At 43.6% G+C, this 18,205-nt stretch carries 13 protein-coding genes; 2 read left to right on the forward strand and 11 right to left on the reverse strand.

Going from position 1 to position 18,205, the window contains the following annotated elements; genetic code table 11:
- Window positions 1-94: 94 nt before the first annotated feature.
- From ACZ9AO_RS17835 to ACZ9AO_RS17880, 10 genes are all read right to left on the reverse strand, one after another.
- Window positions 95-1,702: a CTP synthase gene (locus ACZ9AO_RS17835; RefSeq protein ID WP_048683527.1), complete on the reverse strand. Its 1,608-nt coding sequence runs from the start codon at window positions 1,700-1,702 to the stop codon at window positions 95-97.
- 411 nt (window positions 1,703-2,113) lie between these two features.
- On the reverse strand, window positions 2,114-2,704 hold the full coding sequence (gene rpoE / locus ACZ9AO_RS17840) for a DNA-directed RNA polymerase subunit delta (protein WP_476109639.1): 591 nt from the start codon (window positions 2,702-2,704) through the stop codon (window positions 2,114-2,116).
- 205 nt (window positions 2,705-2,909) lie between these two features.
- A complete protein-coding gene (locus tag ACZ9AO_RS17845; RefSeq protein WP_156319604.1) occupies window positions 2,910-3,080 on the reverse strand; it encodes a hypothetical protein in 171 nt (56 codons plus the stop codon).
- 138 nt (window positions 3,081-3,218) lie between these two features.
- Window positions 3,219-6,485: a fused isobutyryl-CoA mutase/GTPase IcmF gene (icmF, locus tag ACZ9AO_RS17850; protein WP_323596375.1), complete on the reverse strand. Its 3,267-nt coding sequence runs from the start codon at window positions 6,483-6,485 to the stop codon at window positions 3,219-3,221.
- Window positions 6,486-6,515: 30 nt separating this feature from the next.
- Window positions 6,516-7,148, reverse strand: a complete 633-nt coding sequence (locus ACZ9AO_RS17855) for a TetR/AcrR family transcriptional regulator (protein ID WP_034315867.1) — start codon at window positions 7,146-7,148, stop codon at window positions 6,516-6,518.
- 111 nt (window positions 7,149-7,259) lie between these two features.
- Complete coding sequence (locus ACZ9AO_RS17860) at window positions 7,260-8,399, reverse strand: acyl-CoA dehydrogenase (RefSeq protein ID WP_048683536.1); 1,140 nt, start codon at window positions 8,397-8,399, stop codon at window positions 7,260-7,262.
- Between the two features lie 26 nt (window positions 8,400-8,425).
- Complete coding sequence (locus tag ACZ9AO_RS17865; protein WP_251541615.1) at window positions 8,426-9,562, reverse strand: acyl-CoA dehydrogenase; 1,137 nt, start codon at window positions 9,560-9,562, stop codon at window positions 8,426-8,428.
- A gap of 35 nt (window positions 9,563-9,597) precedes the next feature.
- Window positions 9,598-10,449 (reverse strand): 3-hydroxybutyryl-CoA dehydrogenase, encoded by an 852-nt coding sequence (locus tag ACZ9AO_RS17870; protein WP_048683542.1) that lies wholly within the window; start codon window positions 10,447-10,449, stop codon window positions 9,598-9,600.
- 33 nt (window positions 10,450-10,482) lie between these two features.
- On the reverse strand, window positions 10,483-11,673 hold the full coding sequence (locus ACZ9AO_RS17875; protein ID WP_063574642.1) for an acetyl-CoA C-acetyltransferase: 1,191 nt from the start codon (window positions 11,671-11,673) through the stop codon (window positions 10,483-10,485).
- A gap of 202 nt (window positions 11,674-11,875) precedes the next feature.
- Window positions 11,876-14,005 (reverse strand): (Fe-S)-binding protein, encoded by a 2,130-nt coding sequence (locus ACZ9AO_RS17880; RefSeq protein WP_476109813.1) that lies wholly within the window; start codon window positions 14,003-14,005, stop codon window positions 11,876-11,878.
- Window positions 14,006-14,297: 292 nt separating this feature from the next.
- Between ACZ9AO_RS17880 and cls the strand changes: the two genes are divergently transcribed.
- Together cls and uvsE are read left to right on the forward strand one after the other, a co-directional pair.
- Window positions 14,298-15,500 carry a cardiolipin synthase gene (gene cls / locus ACZ9AO_RS17885; protein WP_251541616.1) on the forward strand — a complete coding sequence of 401 codons (1,203 nt, stop codon included), beginning with the start codon at window positions 14,298-14,300 and terminating at the stop codon, window positions 15,498-15,500.
- A gap of 28 nt (window positions 15,501-15,528) precedes the next feature.
- Window positions 15,529-16,482, forward strand: coding sequence for a UV DNA damage repair endonuclease UvsE (gene uvsE, locus ACZ9AO_RS17890; protein ID WP_476109644.1), 954 nt, complete (start codon window positions 15,529-15,531; stop codon window positions 16,480-16,482).
- 50 nt (window positions 16,483-16,532) lie between these two features.
- Here uvsE and argS read toward each other — a convergent pair whose 3' ends face one another.
- A complete protein-coding gene (argS, locus tag ACZ9AO_RS17895) occupies window positions 16,533-18,203 on the reverse strand; it encodes an arginine--tRNA ligase (RefSeq protein WP_251541618.1) in 1,671 nt (556 codons plus the stop codon).
- Between the last annotated feature and the right edge of the window lie 2 nt (window positions 18,204-18,205).

An 18,205-nucleotide genomic window follows, 5' to 3' on the forward strand; every position in this document is an offset into this window, starting at 1 on the left:
AAAGTACAAACCATAAAAAAAACTGTAGGCAAACTCGATTTTCTTCAAGTTTGCCTACAGTCTGAAACAGCCACAGGGGCTGTTTTTTTGTTAATTAACGATTTTCGCCGTTCTTTAATGACATACCGACAAAGTCGCGGAATAGCGGCTGTGGACGGTTAGGACGTGACGTGAATTCCGGATGGAATTGGGAAGCCACAAACCAAGGATGATCTTTCAGTTCAATGATTTCGACTAGACGGCCATCTGGACTTGTACCGGAGAACACGAATCCTGCCTCTTCCATAGCTTGACGGTAGTGGTTATTGAATTCATAACGGTGACGGTGACGTTCATAAACAACCTCGTCATTATAAGCTTCGTATGCTTTAGTACCTTCGATAAGCTTACATGGATACAGACCAAGACGCAGTGTTCCGCCCAAATCTTCTACATCCTTCTGCTCAGGAAGAAGATCGATGATTGGATCAGGAGTATCCTCCTTAATTTCAGCTGAATGTGCTTCTGGCAATCCCAGGACGTTGCGTGCATACTCAATGGACGCCAACTGCATGCCTAAGCAAATTCCGAAGAATGGTTTTTTTGTCGTGCGGGCAAATTCAGTCGCTGCAATTTTCCCTTCGATTCCACGATCTCCAAAACCTCCAGGTACAAGGATTCCATCTGCATCTTGAAGAAGTTCTGCAACATTTTCTTTAGTTACATCTTCGGAATTCACCCAGTCGATTTCAACATCTGCATCAAATGCGTAACCAGCATGCTTAAGTGCTTCCACTACAGAAAGATAAGCATCTTGCAATTCAACATATTTTCCGACTAAGGCGATTTTCGTTTTCTTTGATAAAGAAGTAACCTTTTTGACTAGTTCCTTCCAATCTTCCATATCCGCTTCGCCACAATCCAATTGCAAGTGATCACAAACGATTTGGTCCATATTTTGTGCTTGAAGTGCTAGAGGGATGGAGTAAAGCGTATCCGCATCAAGACATTCGATAACAGAATTTTTATCGATATCGCAGAATAAAGCGATTTTATCCTTCATATCTTGTGAAATCGGGCTTTCTGTACGTGCAACGATGATATTTGGCTGAATGCCAAGACTGCGTAATTCTTTTACACTATGCTGTGTCGGTTTTGTTTTCATTTCACCTGCAGCTTTGATGTAAGGAACCAATGTACAGTGGATATACATAACATTATTGATGCCGATATCACTCTTGATTTGGCGAATCGCTTCAAGGAATGGAAGAGACTCGATATCCCCTACAGTACCGCCAATTTCAGTGATGACTATGTCGGCATTCGTTTCATTGCCTGAACGGAAAACCCGTTCTTTAATTTCATTCGTGATATGGGGAATGACTTGAACCGTTCCACCTAGATAATCGCCGCGGCGTTCTTTTCTCAGGACGGTTGAATAAATTCTGCCTGTAGTCACATTGCTGTGTTTACCAAGGTTGATATCGATGAAACGCTCATAGTGCCCCAAATCCAAATCCGTTTCAGCACCATCATCCGTTACAAACACTTCACCATGTTGATATGGACTCATCGTACCAGGATCCAAGTTGATATAAGGGTCAAACTTCTGGATCGTAACATTCAATCCCCTATTTTTTAATAATCTTCCTAAAGAAGCGGCCGTAATCCCTTTTCCCAAGGAAGAAACTACTCCACCTGTCACAAAAATATATTTTGTCATCTTATATCCTCCTAATAGAATGTTTTGTTCCAATTCAGTTCTTCACATCATTAGATCGGAACCTGAATCAAATCTTCCGCCACATGAGCGGTTAAAAGCTAAAAACCGTAACCAGTACAAACCATTAATCACTTAAAGGTCTTTAGTGAGAGTCATGCAGGATACATGAACAAGAATAAATTTCCTTAAATGACAGTTAACATAAATATGTTCTCTATAGTTTTTACAATTCTACGAGAAATCATTTTTAAAAATAAAAAAATGATGTCATTTATTCATTCCATCATTAAAAACAAAAACGCTCCGCTTACAAAAAAGTAAGGGAGCGATATAATTTAATCATTGTGTCCTTTTTTAAGGAGCCCAAAAATGATTCTACAAATTTCGCCTTAAAAAGTCAAGGGCGATTATTTATTTCTCATCCTCTTCATTCAAGTCATCCAAGTCATCTTCGTCTTCATCTTCGTCCTCATCATCGTCCAGGACAAATGCATCATCTTCGATTATTTCTTCTTCCAGATCGTCGTCATCATCCACGTCATCATCCAAAAGCACTTCGTCGATGACTGGAGAACCTAGAATATCATCATCGTCGTCATCTTCATCCTCGTCCAAATCATCGATATCCTCTTCAAAGTCAAGGTCTTCGTCTTCAAGTTCATCGAAATCATCGATGACCACAGCAGCCTTTTTGGCTTTCTTTTTCTTTTTAGGTTTTACAACATGTACGACTTCTTCTTCGATTTGGTCAACCGGGTACCATGTTTTCAATCCCCAGCGGTTGTCTCCAAGTGAAGTGAAACGGCCATCCACATTTAAATCCGTATAGAATTGGGCAATTTTCTTTTCCACTTCCGCTTTGGATAAATGGTGCAGCGAAGCTAATTCACTAATTAAGTCTTTAAATGGAATCGGTTCATTTCTTTCAACTAACAAATCATATGCCATCTCTATTAAGGACATTTCCAATAATTGCTCTTTTGAGTATTGTTTTAAACTCAAATTCCGCACTTCCCTTCTCTATTCAAACACTGAATTCCGTGTTTTTTCACATAAAAAAATAATCTAAAACAGTAGTTCGATAAAATAACGACAATTCCTGCTAGACATATACTCCATTATAAACAATCTAAATGGGTTTATGCTAGTTCTATATGATACTTTCACAGATTTACCTTATTGTCTATCATTCACAGGAAACCAAAAGCTAAAGATCATTCCTTTTTTTCTTTTTCGATTTCTGACGATAGGCTGCCGTAAAAAAGACAACAGTCAGGATAAAAAAAGAAATGGCACCCAGTTGATGCTCATACAGCTCAAATAAAAAAATGATGGCAAGAATGTAACCTATGATCAACCCAATCATTTTCAGGTTCATTTTCTCAACTCCAATAGGGCTGATTCTTCATTTTTGCCCCTTTTCCAAATAATTATAAGGTAAAATCTTCATTTTGTTAAAAAAGTCGGGAATTATTAAAAAAAAGGGCCCCTAAACGCTCGGAGCCCCCTTCTTCGTTTACATATTTCTTCGATATTGACCGCCTACATCATATAATGCCCTCGTTATCTGACCCAGACTGGCCACCCTCACGCAGTTCATGAGCTCAGCAAAGATATTTTCCCCATTCATGGCTGCCAATTTCAGTTTAGTTAACGCTTCATCCGTGAACTCCTTATTTCTTTCCTGGAATGCCCGGAGATTTATGATTTGCCCTTCCTTTTCTTCCTTGGTTGCACGGGCAATTTCCATGCTGTTCACCGCTTCTTCGGAAGGAGGATTTGGATTCAAATACGTATTGACACCGATGATCGGCAATTCTCCCGTATGCTTTTTCATTTCGTAATGCATCGATTCATCCTGGATTTTCCCGCGCTGATACTGCGTCTCCATTGCACCCAGCACACCGCCTCGGTCATTGATGCGATCGAACTCTTGCAAGACGGCCTCTTCGACCAGATCCGTCAATTCCTCCACGATGAAGGCACCTTGCATCGGGTTTTCATTTTTTGAGAGACCATGCTCCTTGGTAATGATCATTTGGATGGCCATTGCCCGGCGCACGGATTCTTCAGTAGGCGTCGTGATGGCTTCATCATACGCATTAGTATGCAGGGAATTACAGTTGTCCTGCAGTGCCATTAAAGCTTGAAGTGTCGTTCTGATATCATTAAAATCAATTTCTTGGGCATGAAGCGAGCGCCCGGAAGTCTGTATATGATATTTGAGCTTCTGGCTGCGGTCGTTCGCACCATATTTATCCCGCATGACTGTCGCCCAGATCCTTCTTGCCACCCTCCCGATCACCGTATATTCCGGGTCGAGCCCATTTGAGAAGAAGAATGACAAATTCGGGGCAAAGTCATCAATATTCATTCCTCGGCTTAAATAATATTCGATGTAAGTAAAGCCATTCGCTAATGTAAAAGCCAGCTGTGAAATTGGGTTGGCACCCGCTTCTGCAATGTGATAGCCAGAAATGGATACAGAGTAATAGTTCCTGACTTTTCGATCGATGAAATAGGCTTGAATGTCGCCCATTAACCTTAAAGCAAATTCCGTAGAGAAGATGCATGTATTCTGGCCTTGGTCCTCTTTCAGAATATCCGCCTGAACAGTACCGCGTACCGTCTGAAGCGTATAAGCCTGCACTTCTTCAGCTTCGGCATCTGTAAGGGGACGGCCTAGCTCTTCTTCTTTCCGTTGAATCTGCTGATCGACTGCCGTATTCATATACATGGCCAAAATGATTGGTGCCGGTCCATTGATGGTCATGGATACAGAGGTTGAGGGGTGGCAAAGATCAAAACCTGCATACAGCTTTTTCATGTCATCCAACGTGCAGATGCTGACTCCGCTTTCCCCTACCTTTCCATAGATATCAGGCCGGTGATCAGGGTCCTCGCCATATAAAGTTACAGAGTCGAAAGCCGTGCTAAGCCGTTTAGCAGTATCATCCTTTGATAAATAATGAAAACGCCTGTTGGTACGGTCGGGCGATCCTTCACCGGCAAATTGCCGCTTCGGGTCTTCCCCTTCACGCTTGAACGGAAAGACTCCCGCTGTGTAAGGAAAGAAGCCCGGAACGTTCTCACGGAATACCCATCCCAAAATCTCTCCATAATCCACATATTTCGGCAGTGATACTCTCGGGATCATTAAACCTGATAAACTTTTCGTTTTCAGCTTTGTGACGATTTCTTTATCCCTGACTTTCGTTACAAACTGCTCTCCTGCATACTTTTCTTTTAAATCCATCCATCCAGAAAGGATTTTTTTAGATTCAGGTGATAAATTCGAAGCGGTTTCCTTTTTCAGTTTTTCTAAAGAAGCCACCATATCGCCGTCGTTATCATGTTCCTTAACTGCATCAATGGCTCCTTCAAGCTGGAAAAGCCTCCGGGCAATACGCACTTGTTCAGCGGCACGCTTATGATACGATCTGACCGTATCACTGATTTCACGTAAATAATACCGGCGGTCAGTGGGAATGATGACATTTTGTTTGTAAACATCCGCTTCTTTCGAAAAGGCCGTACTCCAAGCCGTTCCTGATTTTTCATTAAGCTTTTCAATCAGTGCAGCAAATAATGCATTGGTGCCTGGGTCATTGAATTGGGAAGCGATTGTACCGTATACTGGCATTTCAGATGGATCTTGATCAAAAAGCGTACGGCTTCTTTGGTATTGCTTTTGAACTTGGTTTTTTGCATCCTCGGAACCTTTGCGCTCGTATTTGTTAATGACTATCAAGTCTGCATAATCAATCATATCGATTTTTTCAAGTTGCGAAGGTGCACCGAATTCACTCGTCATTACATACATGGAAACATCGCATATTTCGGCAATTTCTGCATCACCCTGACCGATCCCGCTCGTTTCAACGATGATTAAATCGAAGCCTGCTGCCTTCACGACGGAAATGGCATCCTTTATCGCCAAAGACAGCTCACTTTTTGAATGGCGCGTGGCTAGGCTCCGCATATAAACACGATCTGAAAAGATCGAGTTCATTCTGATCCTGTCACCTAGAAGGGCACCGCCCGTTTTCTGTTTGGTCGGGTCTACAGATAGAATGGCGACTCTCTCGTCCGGAATTTCGTTAATGAACCTTCGTATCAATTCATCAGTCAATGAACTTTTTCCAGCTCCGCCAGTCCCCGTGATTCCCAGAACAGGAACCTTCTTTTCGGAAGTCTTGATCTGCTCAAAAAGACTCTCCACCGCTGCCGCTGATTCCTGTGAAACATCGAGTCTATTTTCGGCAAAGGTAATGAATTGGGCAATGGCATTCGTTCCCCCGGCAATCAATTCATCAAAACGTTCCTGTAAGGATGGTTTGACTGTCGAGAAATCACACTCCTCCATCAAAACGTTTATCATTCCTTGAAGCCCATATTCCCTCCCTTCATCAGGCGAAAAGATACGGGCAATTCCATAATCATGGAGTTCTTTAATTTCCCTAGGGATGATGACCCCGCCACCGCCGGCAAAAATCCGAATGTGCCCGGCTCCCTTTTCCATCAGCAGGTCATACATATATTTAAAATATTCCACATGTCCGCCTTGGTAAGATGACATGGCTATGCCTTGGACATCTTCCTGGATGGCCGCATTCACGATTTCTTCCACCGAACGATTATGACCTAGGTGAATAACTTCCGCCCCGCTGGACTGAAGGATTCTCCTCATTATATTGATGGATGCATCATGTCCATCAAATAAACTCGAAGCTGTAACGAATCTAATATGGTTCTTCGGTTTATACACCTCAACTGTACTCATTTAGCTCCCCCTTATTGAAACTTATTTATATCAGTGCACTTTGGAACCCGATACATTTTGAATCAATAATTGCGTCTGCAGTTCAACATACTCTTGTAGCGTGTACTGTTTATGCAAAGCCCATCTTCTAAAACTCCACATCTGTCCCTGTACGAAAATGTTATGTGAAACAAGGCTTATTTGTTTTTCCGTTAATGATAGCTCCCCATTCTCAACACATTTCGTTATCACTTTTTCGAACATGCCCACCATCCGAAGCTCTTTATTCAGAACATATGGTAAAGCATCTTTCGTCAGGGCCTTCACTTCCTGATACATGACAAGCACTTCGTCCTGCATATCATCCATCACTTTATAAAAATAGGCGATCGTCAGCTTCAAGCTTTCAAGTGTCCCATCACTCTGTTCTATTTCCTTCTGAAGCTTTTCCTGGACTTCATCATAAATAAAGTCACAAACGAGATATAAAATATCTTCCTTGGTCCGGATATACTCGTATAATGTGCCGATGCTAAAGCCTGCAGCTTTGGCAATTTCCCTGGTAGTCGTACGATGAAATCCCTTTTCTTTAAAAAGGGTTACCGCTCCTTTAATCATTTGCGTACGCCTTTTTTCAACCAGCCGCTCATCCTTTACAGATGCAAGAACCTCTCTTTTTTCCATTTCCAAACTCCTTTTGAAAGCCCTTTATTCAATAATCAAAGATATTCTGAAGAAATTGAAAAGGGAATTCCGGTAAAGGCAGAGCCTCATCGGAAAACCGCAGTTTCAACCCTATTTAGTAACCATCCGTGAGATGACCAGCTTTTGAATTTCCTGTGTACCTTCGTAAATCTGGGTTATTTTCGCATCGCGCATATACCGCTCCACTGGATAATCTTTTGTATATCCATAGCCCCCGAAAACCTGCACGGCCTCCGTCGTCACTTTCATTGCTGTATCTCCAGCAAAGAGTTTGGACATGGCCGACTCTTTCCCATAAGGAAGGCCCACTGATTCCAACCAGGCAGCCTGATAGGTTAATAGCCTTGAAGCCTCAACACCCGTTGCCATATCCGCCAATTTAAAACCGATTCCTTGCTGTGCAGAAATTGGCTTGCCGAATTGGACGCGCTCTTTTGCATAATCAACCGCGGCATCCAATGCACCTTGGGCTATCCCTACAGCCTGGGCTGCAATTCCATTACGGCCGCCATCAAGCGTCATCATCGCGATTTTAAAGCCTTCTCCTTCTTTTCCAAGGAGATTTTCTTTAGGAACACGGCACTCATCAAAGATGATTTCCGTAGTCGGTGATGAACGGATTCCAAGCTTCTTCTCTTTTTTACCAACACTGAAGCCCGGGAAGTCCTTTTCAATGATAAAAGCACTCGTTCCTTTTTGCTTCGATTCAGGATCTGTCAATGCAAAGACGACATATGTATCCGCAATCCCGCCGTTCGTAATGAAGATTTTGGAACCGCTGATAACATATTCATCACCCACAAGCTTTGCAGTCGTTCTCATCCCGCCAGCGTCTGAGCCTGAGCTAGGCTCAGTCAGGCCATATGCACCGATTTTTTCACCCTGTGCCATCGGGCGAAGGTATTTTTGTTTTTGTTCTTCAGTGCCAAACTTATATATTGGCCATCCTGCGAGTGAAGTATGGGCTGATAATGTCACCCCAGTAGAAGCGCAAACGCGGGAAAGTTCCTCAATCGCTATGCAATACGCTAAGTAATCACTTCCAATTCCGCCGTATTCCTCAGGCCACGGAATCCCTGTCAATCCAAGTTCAGCCATTTTATCGAAGATTTCACGGTCGAATCGTTCTTCTTCATCCCTCTCGGCAGCAGTCGGAGCCACTTCATTCTGGGCAAAGTCGCGCACCATTTTCCTGATCATTTCATGTTCTTCCGTTAGTTTAAATTGCATGACAGCGCCTCCTAAATATCTCGTAATTATAGATTTTTACTGATGACCATTCTCTGTATTTCGCTTGTACCCTCATAAATTTCAGTTACCTTCGCATCCCTGAAATATCGTTCGACCGGATAATCCGTTGTATATCCATAGCCTCCGAACACCTGGACTGCTTCTATCGCCACCTCAACGGCCGTCCTCGAAGCGAATAGCTTAGCCATTGCAGCCTCTTTACCGCAATTCAACCCCTGCGAGCGTAAATATGCCGCCCGATAGACGAGTAGCCTTGAAGCTTCTATGCCCGTTGCCATTTCGGCCAGTTTGAAACCAATCCCTTGCTGTTCTGCAATGGGTTTTCCGAATTGCTCCCTGCTTTTTGCATATCGGACAGCATGTTCCATGGCACCCTCAGCAATTCCCAGCGCTTGAGCGGCAATCCCGATCCTTCCAGCATCCAAGTTGGCCATGGCGATCTTAAAGCCTTCACCTTCTTTGCCAAGGAGATTGGCTGCAGGGACTTTCATATCCTCGAATGTTACCTGCACGGTGCTCGAGCCATGAAGGCCCATTTTACGTTCGTCTTTTCCGATGATTAAACCTGGCGTCCCTTTTTCTACGACAAAAGCAGAGATTCCCTTGCTTCCCTTTTGAGGGTCGGTTGAAGCAAAAACAATGAACACATCCGCTTCCCCGCCATTGGTGATAAAAACCTTGGACCCATTTATTCGATATTGTCCGCCTTCCTTTACTGCCACTGCCTTCGATTTCAAACTCGCAGCATCGGAACCTGAGCTTTGCTCAGTCAAACAAAAGGCCCCTAAATTTTTACCAGCGGCTAACTTAGGCACATACTTTCGCTTCTGCTCTTCCGTTCCAAAATAAACGATTGGATTTGTGCCAACAGATGTATGAACGGACAGTATGACACCGAGAGTGGGACTTACTTTGGAAATCTCATTGATGGCAATGATATAAGACATGAAGTCCATACCCGCGCCACCGTATTCTTCTGAAATCGGAATTCCCATCAAACCAAGCTCACCCATTTTTTGCAGAATCGTTTTTGGAAACACGCCTGTTTCCATTGCCTCGATATGAGGAGTGATCTCATTCTCCGCAAAAGAGCTTACCATTTTCCGCATCATTTCATGTTCTTCGGTAAACTTGAAATCCATCCTTCATCCCTCCCTGGCTGCACATCTTTCCATGATTAGTTATATTCATAAAAGCCCCGTCCTGATTTCTTGCCTAACCACCCAGCCTTTACATATTTCCTTAACAGCGGACACGGTCGGTATTTATCGTCTCCCAGTCCTTGGTGAAGGGTTTCCATTATATACAAGCATGTATCCAGGCCGATGAAGTCAGCTAGCGTAAGCGGGCCCATCGGATGGTTCATGCCCAGTTTCATTACGTCATCGATCGCTTCTTTAGTAGCGACGCCCTCATAAAGTGTATAGATGGCCTCATTGATCATCGGCATCAAAATCCGATTCGCTACAAAACCTGGGAAATCATTGACTTCCACCGGTACCTTATTCAAGGATTCAGCCATCTTTTCAACCTCTTGATAAACTTCATCCGCTGTAGCGAGGCCGCGAATGACCTCAACCAGCTTCATGACTGGAACCGGGTTCATAAAGTGCATGCCAATTACCTTTTCCGGCCTTTTCGTGGCAGCGGCTATCTCGGTAATCGGTAGCGAAGAAGTATTGGATGCAAGAATGACGTGCCGGGGCGTGATTTCATCCAACTCGGCGAATATTCTTGTTTTTATTTCCATGTTTTCCACTGCCGCTTCAATCACCAAATCTACTGCAGCTGCATTTTTCAAATTCGTTGAGGAAGTAAGCCGGGAAAGGATTGCATCCTTCTCCTCGGATTCCATTTTCCCTTTTTCAACCTGCCGCGATAGGTTTTTGGCAATAGTCCCTAAACCCTTTTCTACATACTCATCTTTTAAATCGTGTAAAAGAACTTCATAACCGCTCATTGCACAGACCTGGGCAATGCCAGATCCCATCTGTCCCGCACCAATGACCATCACTTTTTGAATGCCCATGGGAATATCCCTCCTCATTAATCTATGAAACTATTATCCTTGCTTAGGCACTTCTATTAAAATGGCATCTCCCTGACCGCCGCCACTGCAGATCGCTGCGATGCCCAATCCCCCTCCGCGGCGTTTCAGTTCATGCATCAGCGTAATGATGATGCGGGCACCACTTGCCCCGATTGGGTGACCTAATGCTACAGCCCCTCCGTTTACATTCACTTTTCCCGGCTCGATGTTGGCAATTTTCCCGCTGGCCAATGCAACCGCAGCAAATGCTTCATTCACTTCAAATAAATCAATTTCCTCTATCGATTTACCTGTCTTCTTCAGAAGTTCATTTATGACCAGACCTGGCGTTTTAGGGAAGTCCTTTGCTTCCACTGCCACTTCTGCATGAGCTAAAATATAGGCAAAAGGCGTTTTCCCTTCTTTTTCAGCACGTTCCTCACTCATCAATACGAGTGCACCTGCCCCGTCATTGACACCGGGTGCATTACCAGCCGTAATGGTCCCCTCATTATTGAAAGCTGGACCTAGTTTAGCCAACTTTCCGGCAGATGTATCTTTTCTTGGGGCTTCATCATGTTCGATGGTAATTGGTTCGCCTTTACGGACCGGCACCTGTACGGAAATGATTTCTTCTGCAAGAATTCCGCCATCGATTGCTTTTATCGCTTTTTGGTGACTCTCATAAGCCCAGTTATCTTGTTCCTCACGGGTGATTTCAAGATCCTCGGCTGTACTGTTACCGTAAGTCCCCATATGGACGCCCGTAAAACTGCAGCTAAGTCCATCCGATATCATCGTATCCTTCAGTTCCCCATCACCCATCCTTAGGCCCCACCTTGCTTTCGGAAGGATATAAGGTGCATTGCTCATCGATTCCATTCCGCCGGCAACAATGATTTCTTCTTCACCTAAGCGAATGATCTGATCAGCCAATGTGACACTGCGAAGTCCTGATGCGCATACTTTATTAATGGTTTCCGTTTTCACTTCCCAAGGTAATCCAGCATGACGGGCTGCCTGGCGGGACGGTATTTGGCCTTGGCCTGCTTGAAGCACATTCCCCATGATGACCTCGTCCACTTGGCTTCCTTCAATCCCTGCCCGAACAAGTGCCTCTTTGATTGCTATTCCACCAAGTTGTGATGCCGTCAAACTGCTAAGACCACCGCCGAATTTACCAAAAGGTGTTCTCACACCGCTAATAATCACTGTTTTCGCCATCATTATTTCCCCCTATAAGTAACATTGATTGAACGCTCGCTCAATTTGGAGTTAAAAAAATAGTGTTGTAAGCGCTTAATATTATATTATATTATATTACACATTTTTCTCAAAAATGAAAATATTTAGTTTATGAAAATTGAAAATATTGCCTGCTCCCATTTGAATCTCATTTAGAAGAAGCAGGCAATTCCATTTAAAATTAAGAGGCAATCGATTTATTTTCACCAATGACCGCTTTTTCGAGTAGTTCAGCTACATCATACGTTTTAACATTTTCCTCAACTTCTTTTGCTTTCGTCCCATCGGATAGCATGGTCAGGCAATAAGGACATCCTGAGCTGATCACTGTTGGACTGACGGCCAGCGCTTGTTCGGTACGGGCCACATTAATGCGGTTTCCAGTTTCTTCTTCCATCCACATCAAACCGCCTCCAGCCCCGCAGCACATACCCTTCTCACGGTTACGCTCCATCTCAATAAGTTTCACTCCATCAATGGATTGTAAGATTTCACGCGGCGGGCTGTAAACTTCATTGTACCTTCCCAAGTAACAGGAATCGTGGAATGTAATCGTCTCATTCACCGGATACTGCGGCACCAACTTGCCTTCACTGACAAGTTTGGCCAACAGCTCAGTATGGTGATACACTTCCGCTTCCAAGCCAAAATCCGGATACTCATTCTTAAAGATATTGTATGCATGCGGATCGATCGTCACGATTTTCGTTATTTCATTCTTCTGGAATTCTTCTATATTTTTCATGGCAAGTTCCTGAAAAACAAACTCATTACCCAATCGACGGGGAGTATCCCCTGAGTTTTTCTCCTTATTTCCGAGAATTGCAAATGTGACGCCCGCTTCATTCAATAATTTAGCAAAGGAAAGGGCAATCTTCTGGCTTCGGTTATCGTACGACCCCATTGAACCCACCCAAAATAAATACTCGAATTCTTCGTCTGCCTTTTTTAATTCCTTCACGGTTGGGACGCTGACATCCTCCCGAAGGCTTCGCCAATCTTCTCTCTCTTTACGGTTCAATCCCCACGGGTTCCCTTGACGCTCGATATTGGTCATGGCACGCTGTGCATCGGGATCAAGTCTGCCCTCAGTAAGCACTAGATAACGGCGCATATCAATGATTTTGTCGACATGTTCATTCATTACCGGGCATTGATCTTCACAGTTCCGGCATGTGGTGCAAGCCCAAAGTTCTTCTTCCGTAATGACTTCGCCAATCAGGCTCGGACTGTATGCTTCTGTTGCTGCAGCTGATTCCTGCGCCCCCTGCGCGGCACCAGCCAAAGCGATCTTATTTCCCTTCGTATTTCCAAAAACAAAAGATGGAACCCATGGCTGCTTCGTTGTAACGGCAGCGCCTGTATTTGTTAAATGGTCACGCATCTTGATTATGATATCCATCGGGGACAGCATTTTCCCGGTACCTGTAGCCGGGCACATATTCGTACAGCGACCGCACTCCACACAGGCATAGAGGTCCACCATTTGATATTGCGTCAAGTCCTCGATATATTTGGCACCGTAATATTGATTGCCTTCTTTGTCGAGAATCTCTTCTTCCAAGTCAACCGGTTTCAATTTCCCCGGATTGTCCAGGCGATTAAGGAATACATTTATCGGACCGGCAATCAAATGAGCGTGCTTAGATTGCGGGATATAAACAAGGAAAGATAATATGATCAGTAAATGCAGCCACCAAGCTACATAAAAAACGACGGTTGCCGCTGTTGTCCCCATCCAGCCGAATAGAAATGCGATGCTCGATGCGACTGGCTCTGACCAGGTTGCATCGTGTCCATGCCAGATCATTCCCATTCCATTCCCCAGTAATACGGTGATCATGATACCGGTAATGAAGATGACAACCAAACCTGCTTTGAAATCCCTTTTCAAGCGAACGAGCTTTTCGACATAACGGCGGTATGCCGCCCATAGGATTGCAACAAGAACGGTAAGCGTCACAATTTCCTGGAAGAAAGTAAAGGCCGGATAAACAGGGCCGAACGGTAAATGCCACCCCGGCCTTAAGCCTTTAACGAAAAAATCAAGTGCGCCAAATTGCACTAATATGAAACCATAAAATAACAAGGCATGAATGATCCCGCTCTTTTTATCTTTAAAGAGTTTCTTCTGTCCAAATACATAAATCCCTATTTTGACAAGACGATCTTTCACACGGTTATCGAATTCCACTTTTTTGCCAAGTTTTATATAAGCAATACGAGTCTTTATCAAATAGACAAACAAACCGGCGGCGTAAGCGGTTACAAGCAGGAATGCAACTAAGTTGATCCACAGTAAACCATTCATTTCCATGCAGTCTTTCCCCCTCTTTAGTAAATTGCAAAATGCCAGGTACCATTATGGGAAATTTGGCATTTTTCTGAAATTTGATTAATTCCATTATATAATGAATGAGCATTCAGTCAACTTTTTTCTTTTAAAAACCATTTAATTTTTCTGCCCCTTAATTATATAATTCGACAAATCCATGCATTACCCTTCTGCATTCCAAAAAAATGAAGACCCTTTCCCCCTTTTTAATGGTTACTGACAGGGAATTAGAGCCAAACTAAATATAATCATTTAGGGGGGATTTTTTTTGAAGATAATCACTACGATTGCCTCTATATTTTTATTGATCTTCTCTTGGTGCTGGGTTGATCTTAAGGTAGGGCATAAGCGTTATTTGAAGCACGCAACCAACATTAAATATCCGCCTCGGAATAGCGAAATGACTGTATTCACATCAGGGAAAATCCTGTTTGAAGATTATATCAAGGAAGTCAGGCAAGCTCAGGATTCCATCCATATCCTTTTTTATATAGTAAAAAATGATAAATTCAGCAAGGACTTTTTGAAGTTACTGCAGTCAAAAGCGGAAGAGGGCGTGGAAGTGCGGCTTTTAGTCGATTGGATAGGGAGTAAAAAGATGTCCCGCAAAACCATTCAGGAGCTGACTGAAAGCGGCGTTCATTTTTCTTTCAGCTTTAAACCGAAACTCCCCTTCCTTTTCTATACCATACAAAAAAGAAATCACCGTAAGATCTCGGTGATAGATGGAAAAATCGGCTATCTTGGCGGCTTTAATATCGGTAAGGAGTATATAAACCAAGGGGAGAAGCTGAACCCATGGAGGGATTACCATTTAAAAATGACCGGGGAAGGTGTAAAGGACCTTCAGGAAGTCTTCCTCTCGGATTGGTTCTATGATACAAACGAGGATTACAGAGGAACGCCTGCCTATTTTCCGACATTGACTCCCGGGACGCAGGCCCATCAGTTTGTCGTCACGAATGGCAGTGATCTTGAACAGTCACTGACACACATGATTCGTCAAGCGACTAAAAAAATCATTATCGGGACTCCATACTTCATTCCCAGTGAAACTTTATTTCAGGAATTAAGGGATGCCCTTGCACGCAATGTTTCCGTTACGGTCATCGTACCTGAAATTTCAGACCACGCCCTTGTAAAGGAAGCTTCTTTTCCCTATTTTCGGGTACTAATAAAAGACGGGGCGGAAATCATGCAATTTCAAAGAGGGTTCTACCATTCTAAAGTGATATTGATCGATGATATAATGTGTGATATCGGTACGGCTAATTTTGATAAACGCAGTTGTTTTTTAAATAGTGAAATGAACTGCATCGTATTTGACCGGACATTTATAAAAGATGTAGAAAAGGAATTGGCAGTGGACCTGGCCGAATCCAAGCCGCTGAACGGGGACGCTCTTTCCAGCATGAATGTAGTCCGTTCAGCAAAAGAATCGCTGGCTTCCATCCTTTCTCCTTTTCTTTGACAACCCTTTGCTCAAGGAGAAAAATATAATGAAAATAAGATTTGGGTTCGTATCCAATGCCACCTGTTTATGGGAGGCTTCTCCGGCTAAGACACTTACTTTCAAGCGATATAGCACACTTGGCGCAGAAAAAGGAATGGAAAAGCTCCTGGATGTGACAAGGCAGAACATTGAAAATACCTTAAGGGTCCTTCAATATAACACGGCACACCAAATAGAAGTATACCGGATGTCCAGTTCCATTGTTCCTTTAGCCACACATCCCGAAATCGAATGGGATTTCGTTACTCCTTTTAAGAAAGAGTGGAAACAGCTTGGCGATTGGGCCACTGCACACAAGATGAGGCTCAGCTTTCATCCCAATCAGTTTACGCTGTTCACCAGCCCTAAGCCCGAGATCACTCAAAATGCAGTGAAAGATATGGAGTTCCATTATAAAATGCTTGATGCAATGGGCATTGCGGACACCTCTTTCATCAATATCCATGTCGGTGGGGCCTATGGTGATAAAGAGTCCGCCCTAGTAAGGGTTCATGACAACCTTAAATCGCTGCCTATGCACATCAAGGAAAGAATGACTTTGGAGAATGATGATAAAACCTATACAGCATCTGAAACCCTCGCCGTTTGTAAAAGGGAGGGCATCCCGCTTGTATTCGATTATCACCATCATCTCGCAAACCTTTCGGATGAGCCGCTTAACGAGCTGCTCACCGAGGTGTTCACCACTTGGAATCAAGCAGGGGCGGTACCAAAGATCCATATTTCATCCCCAAAATCGGCAGGTGAATTTCGCTCGCATGCAGATTATATCGATTTGGACTTCATCATGCCCCTTTTTAAAGTGCTTAAGGATCTTGGACAGGACGCGGATTTCATGATCGAGGCCAAGATGAAGGATCGGGCAATGTTGCAGCTGATTGAAGATATGGCTAAGGTTCGAGGTGTAAAAAGGGTGAGCGGCGGAGCCATTGAGTGCTAAATAACCTAAAAAAAAGCGGCTGTTTCGCTCGAAACAGCCGCTTTTTTCCATTACATTTTTTCCGGTGCCGAAACCCCGATGATGGCCAATGCATTCTTTAACGTAATTTGTACGGATTTGACCAGTCCAAGACGCGCCTTACTTCTTTCCATTTCTTCAACATCCAGAACCTTATCTGCATTGTAGAAACTGTGGAATGTAGAGGCCAGGTCGAATATATAGTTCGTCATACGGTGAGGCATCCGTTTTTCGGCTGCTTCCGCTATTGCCTGCGGGAATTCTCCTAATTTCTTCAAAAGCTCCACTTCTTTTTCAGTAGATAGGGCAGAGAAATCAGTGACTCCTTCATAGCTGATCCCTTGTTCCACACCTTGGCGTAAAATGCTGGAAATACGGGCGTGGGCATACTGTGCATAATAAACCGGGTTTTCATTGGACTGTGATACTGCAAGATCCAAATCGAAATCCATATGAGTATCCGCACTTCTCATTGCAAAGAAATAACGTGTTGCATCCAGACCCACTTCATCAATCAGGTCACGCATCGTAACTGCTTTACCGGTACGTTTACTCATCTTCATTTTCTCGCCATCCTTGTACAGGTGAACAAGCTGGATGATTTCCACTTCAAGCTGCTCGCGGTTGTACCCTAATGCTTCGATCGCTGCTTTCATGCGCGGTATATACCCGTGGTGGTCTGCACCCCAGATATTGATCAGCGTTTCAAAGCCGCGCTCCAATTTATTACGGTGATAGGCAATATCCGGTGTCAAATATGTGTAAGACCCATCCTGCTTAATAAGCACCCGGTCTTTATCATCGCCTAATTCCGTAGAGCGGAACCATGTAGCCCCATCTTCCTCGTAAACATGGCCCCTTTCCCTCAACACTTTAAGTGCTTCATCAATTTTACCGTCTTGATAAAGGGATGTTTCGGAGTACCATACATCAAATCCGACACGGAAATTACCCAAGTCCGTTTTCAGTTTTTCCATTTCATATTTCAAGCCGTACTCACGGAAAAATTCAAAACGTTCCTTCTCATCGACATTTACATATTTATCCCCATACTCACTTGCAAGTGTCTTACCGATGCCAATGATATCTTCGCCATGATAACCGCCCTCAGGCATATCCTTTTCGAGGCCAAGTGCCTGGAAATAACGGGCTTCTATGGAAATGGCCAAATTATTGATTTGATTTCCGGCATCATTGATATAGTATTCACGTGAAACATCGTAACCGGCTTTAGAGAGGATATTACATAACGTATCACCTACTGCTGCACCACGGGCATGACCAAGATGGAGATCACCGGTCGGGTTTGCGGAAACGAACTCCACTTGGATTTTTTCGCCTTTACCAAAGTCACTTTCCCCATATGCTTCATCCACTTTCAAAATGACAGGAACCAATTCTGTCAAATAAGCATTATTCATGTAGAAGTTGATGAAACCCGGTCCTGCTATTTCAATTTTTTCGATGGATGCTTTTGAGTTGTCAAAGTTTTCGATGATTGCCTCTGCTATCACCTTTGGCGCTTTCTTTGCAATCTTCGTTAATTGCATGGCCATATTCGTGGAATAATCTCCGTGTGTCTTATCTCTTGGCAGTTCCAATACAACATTTGGAATTTGCTCTTCCGTTGCTAAACCAGCTTTAATGACTGCCGCTTTAATCTCTTCTTTCAGTTTTTCCTGTACCTCTTTTACTATATTCATGC

This window comes from Peribacillus sp. TE19612 (assembly GCF_056279465.1).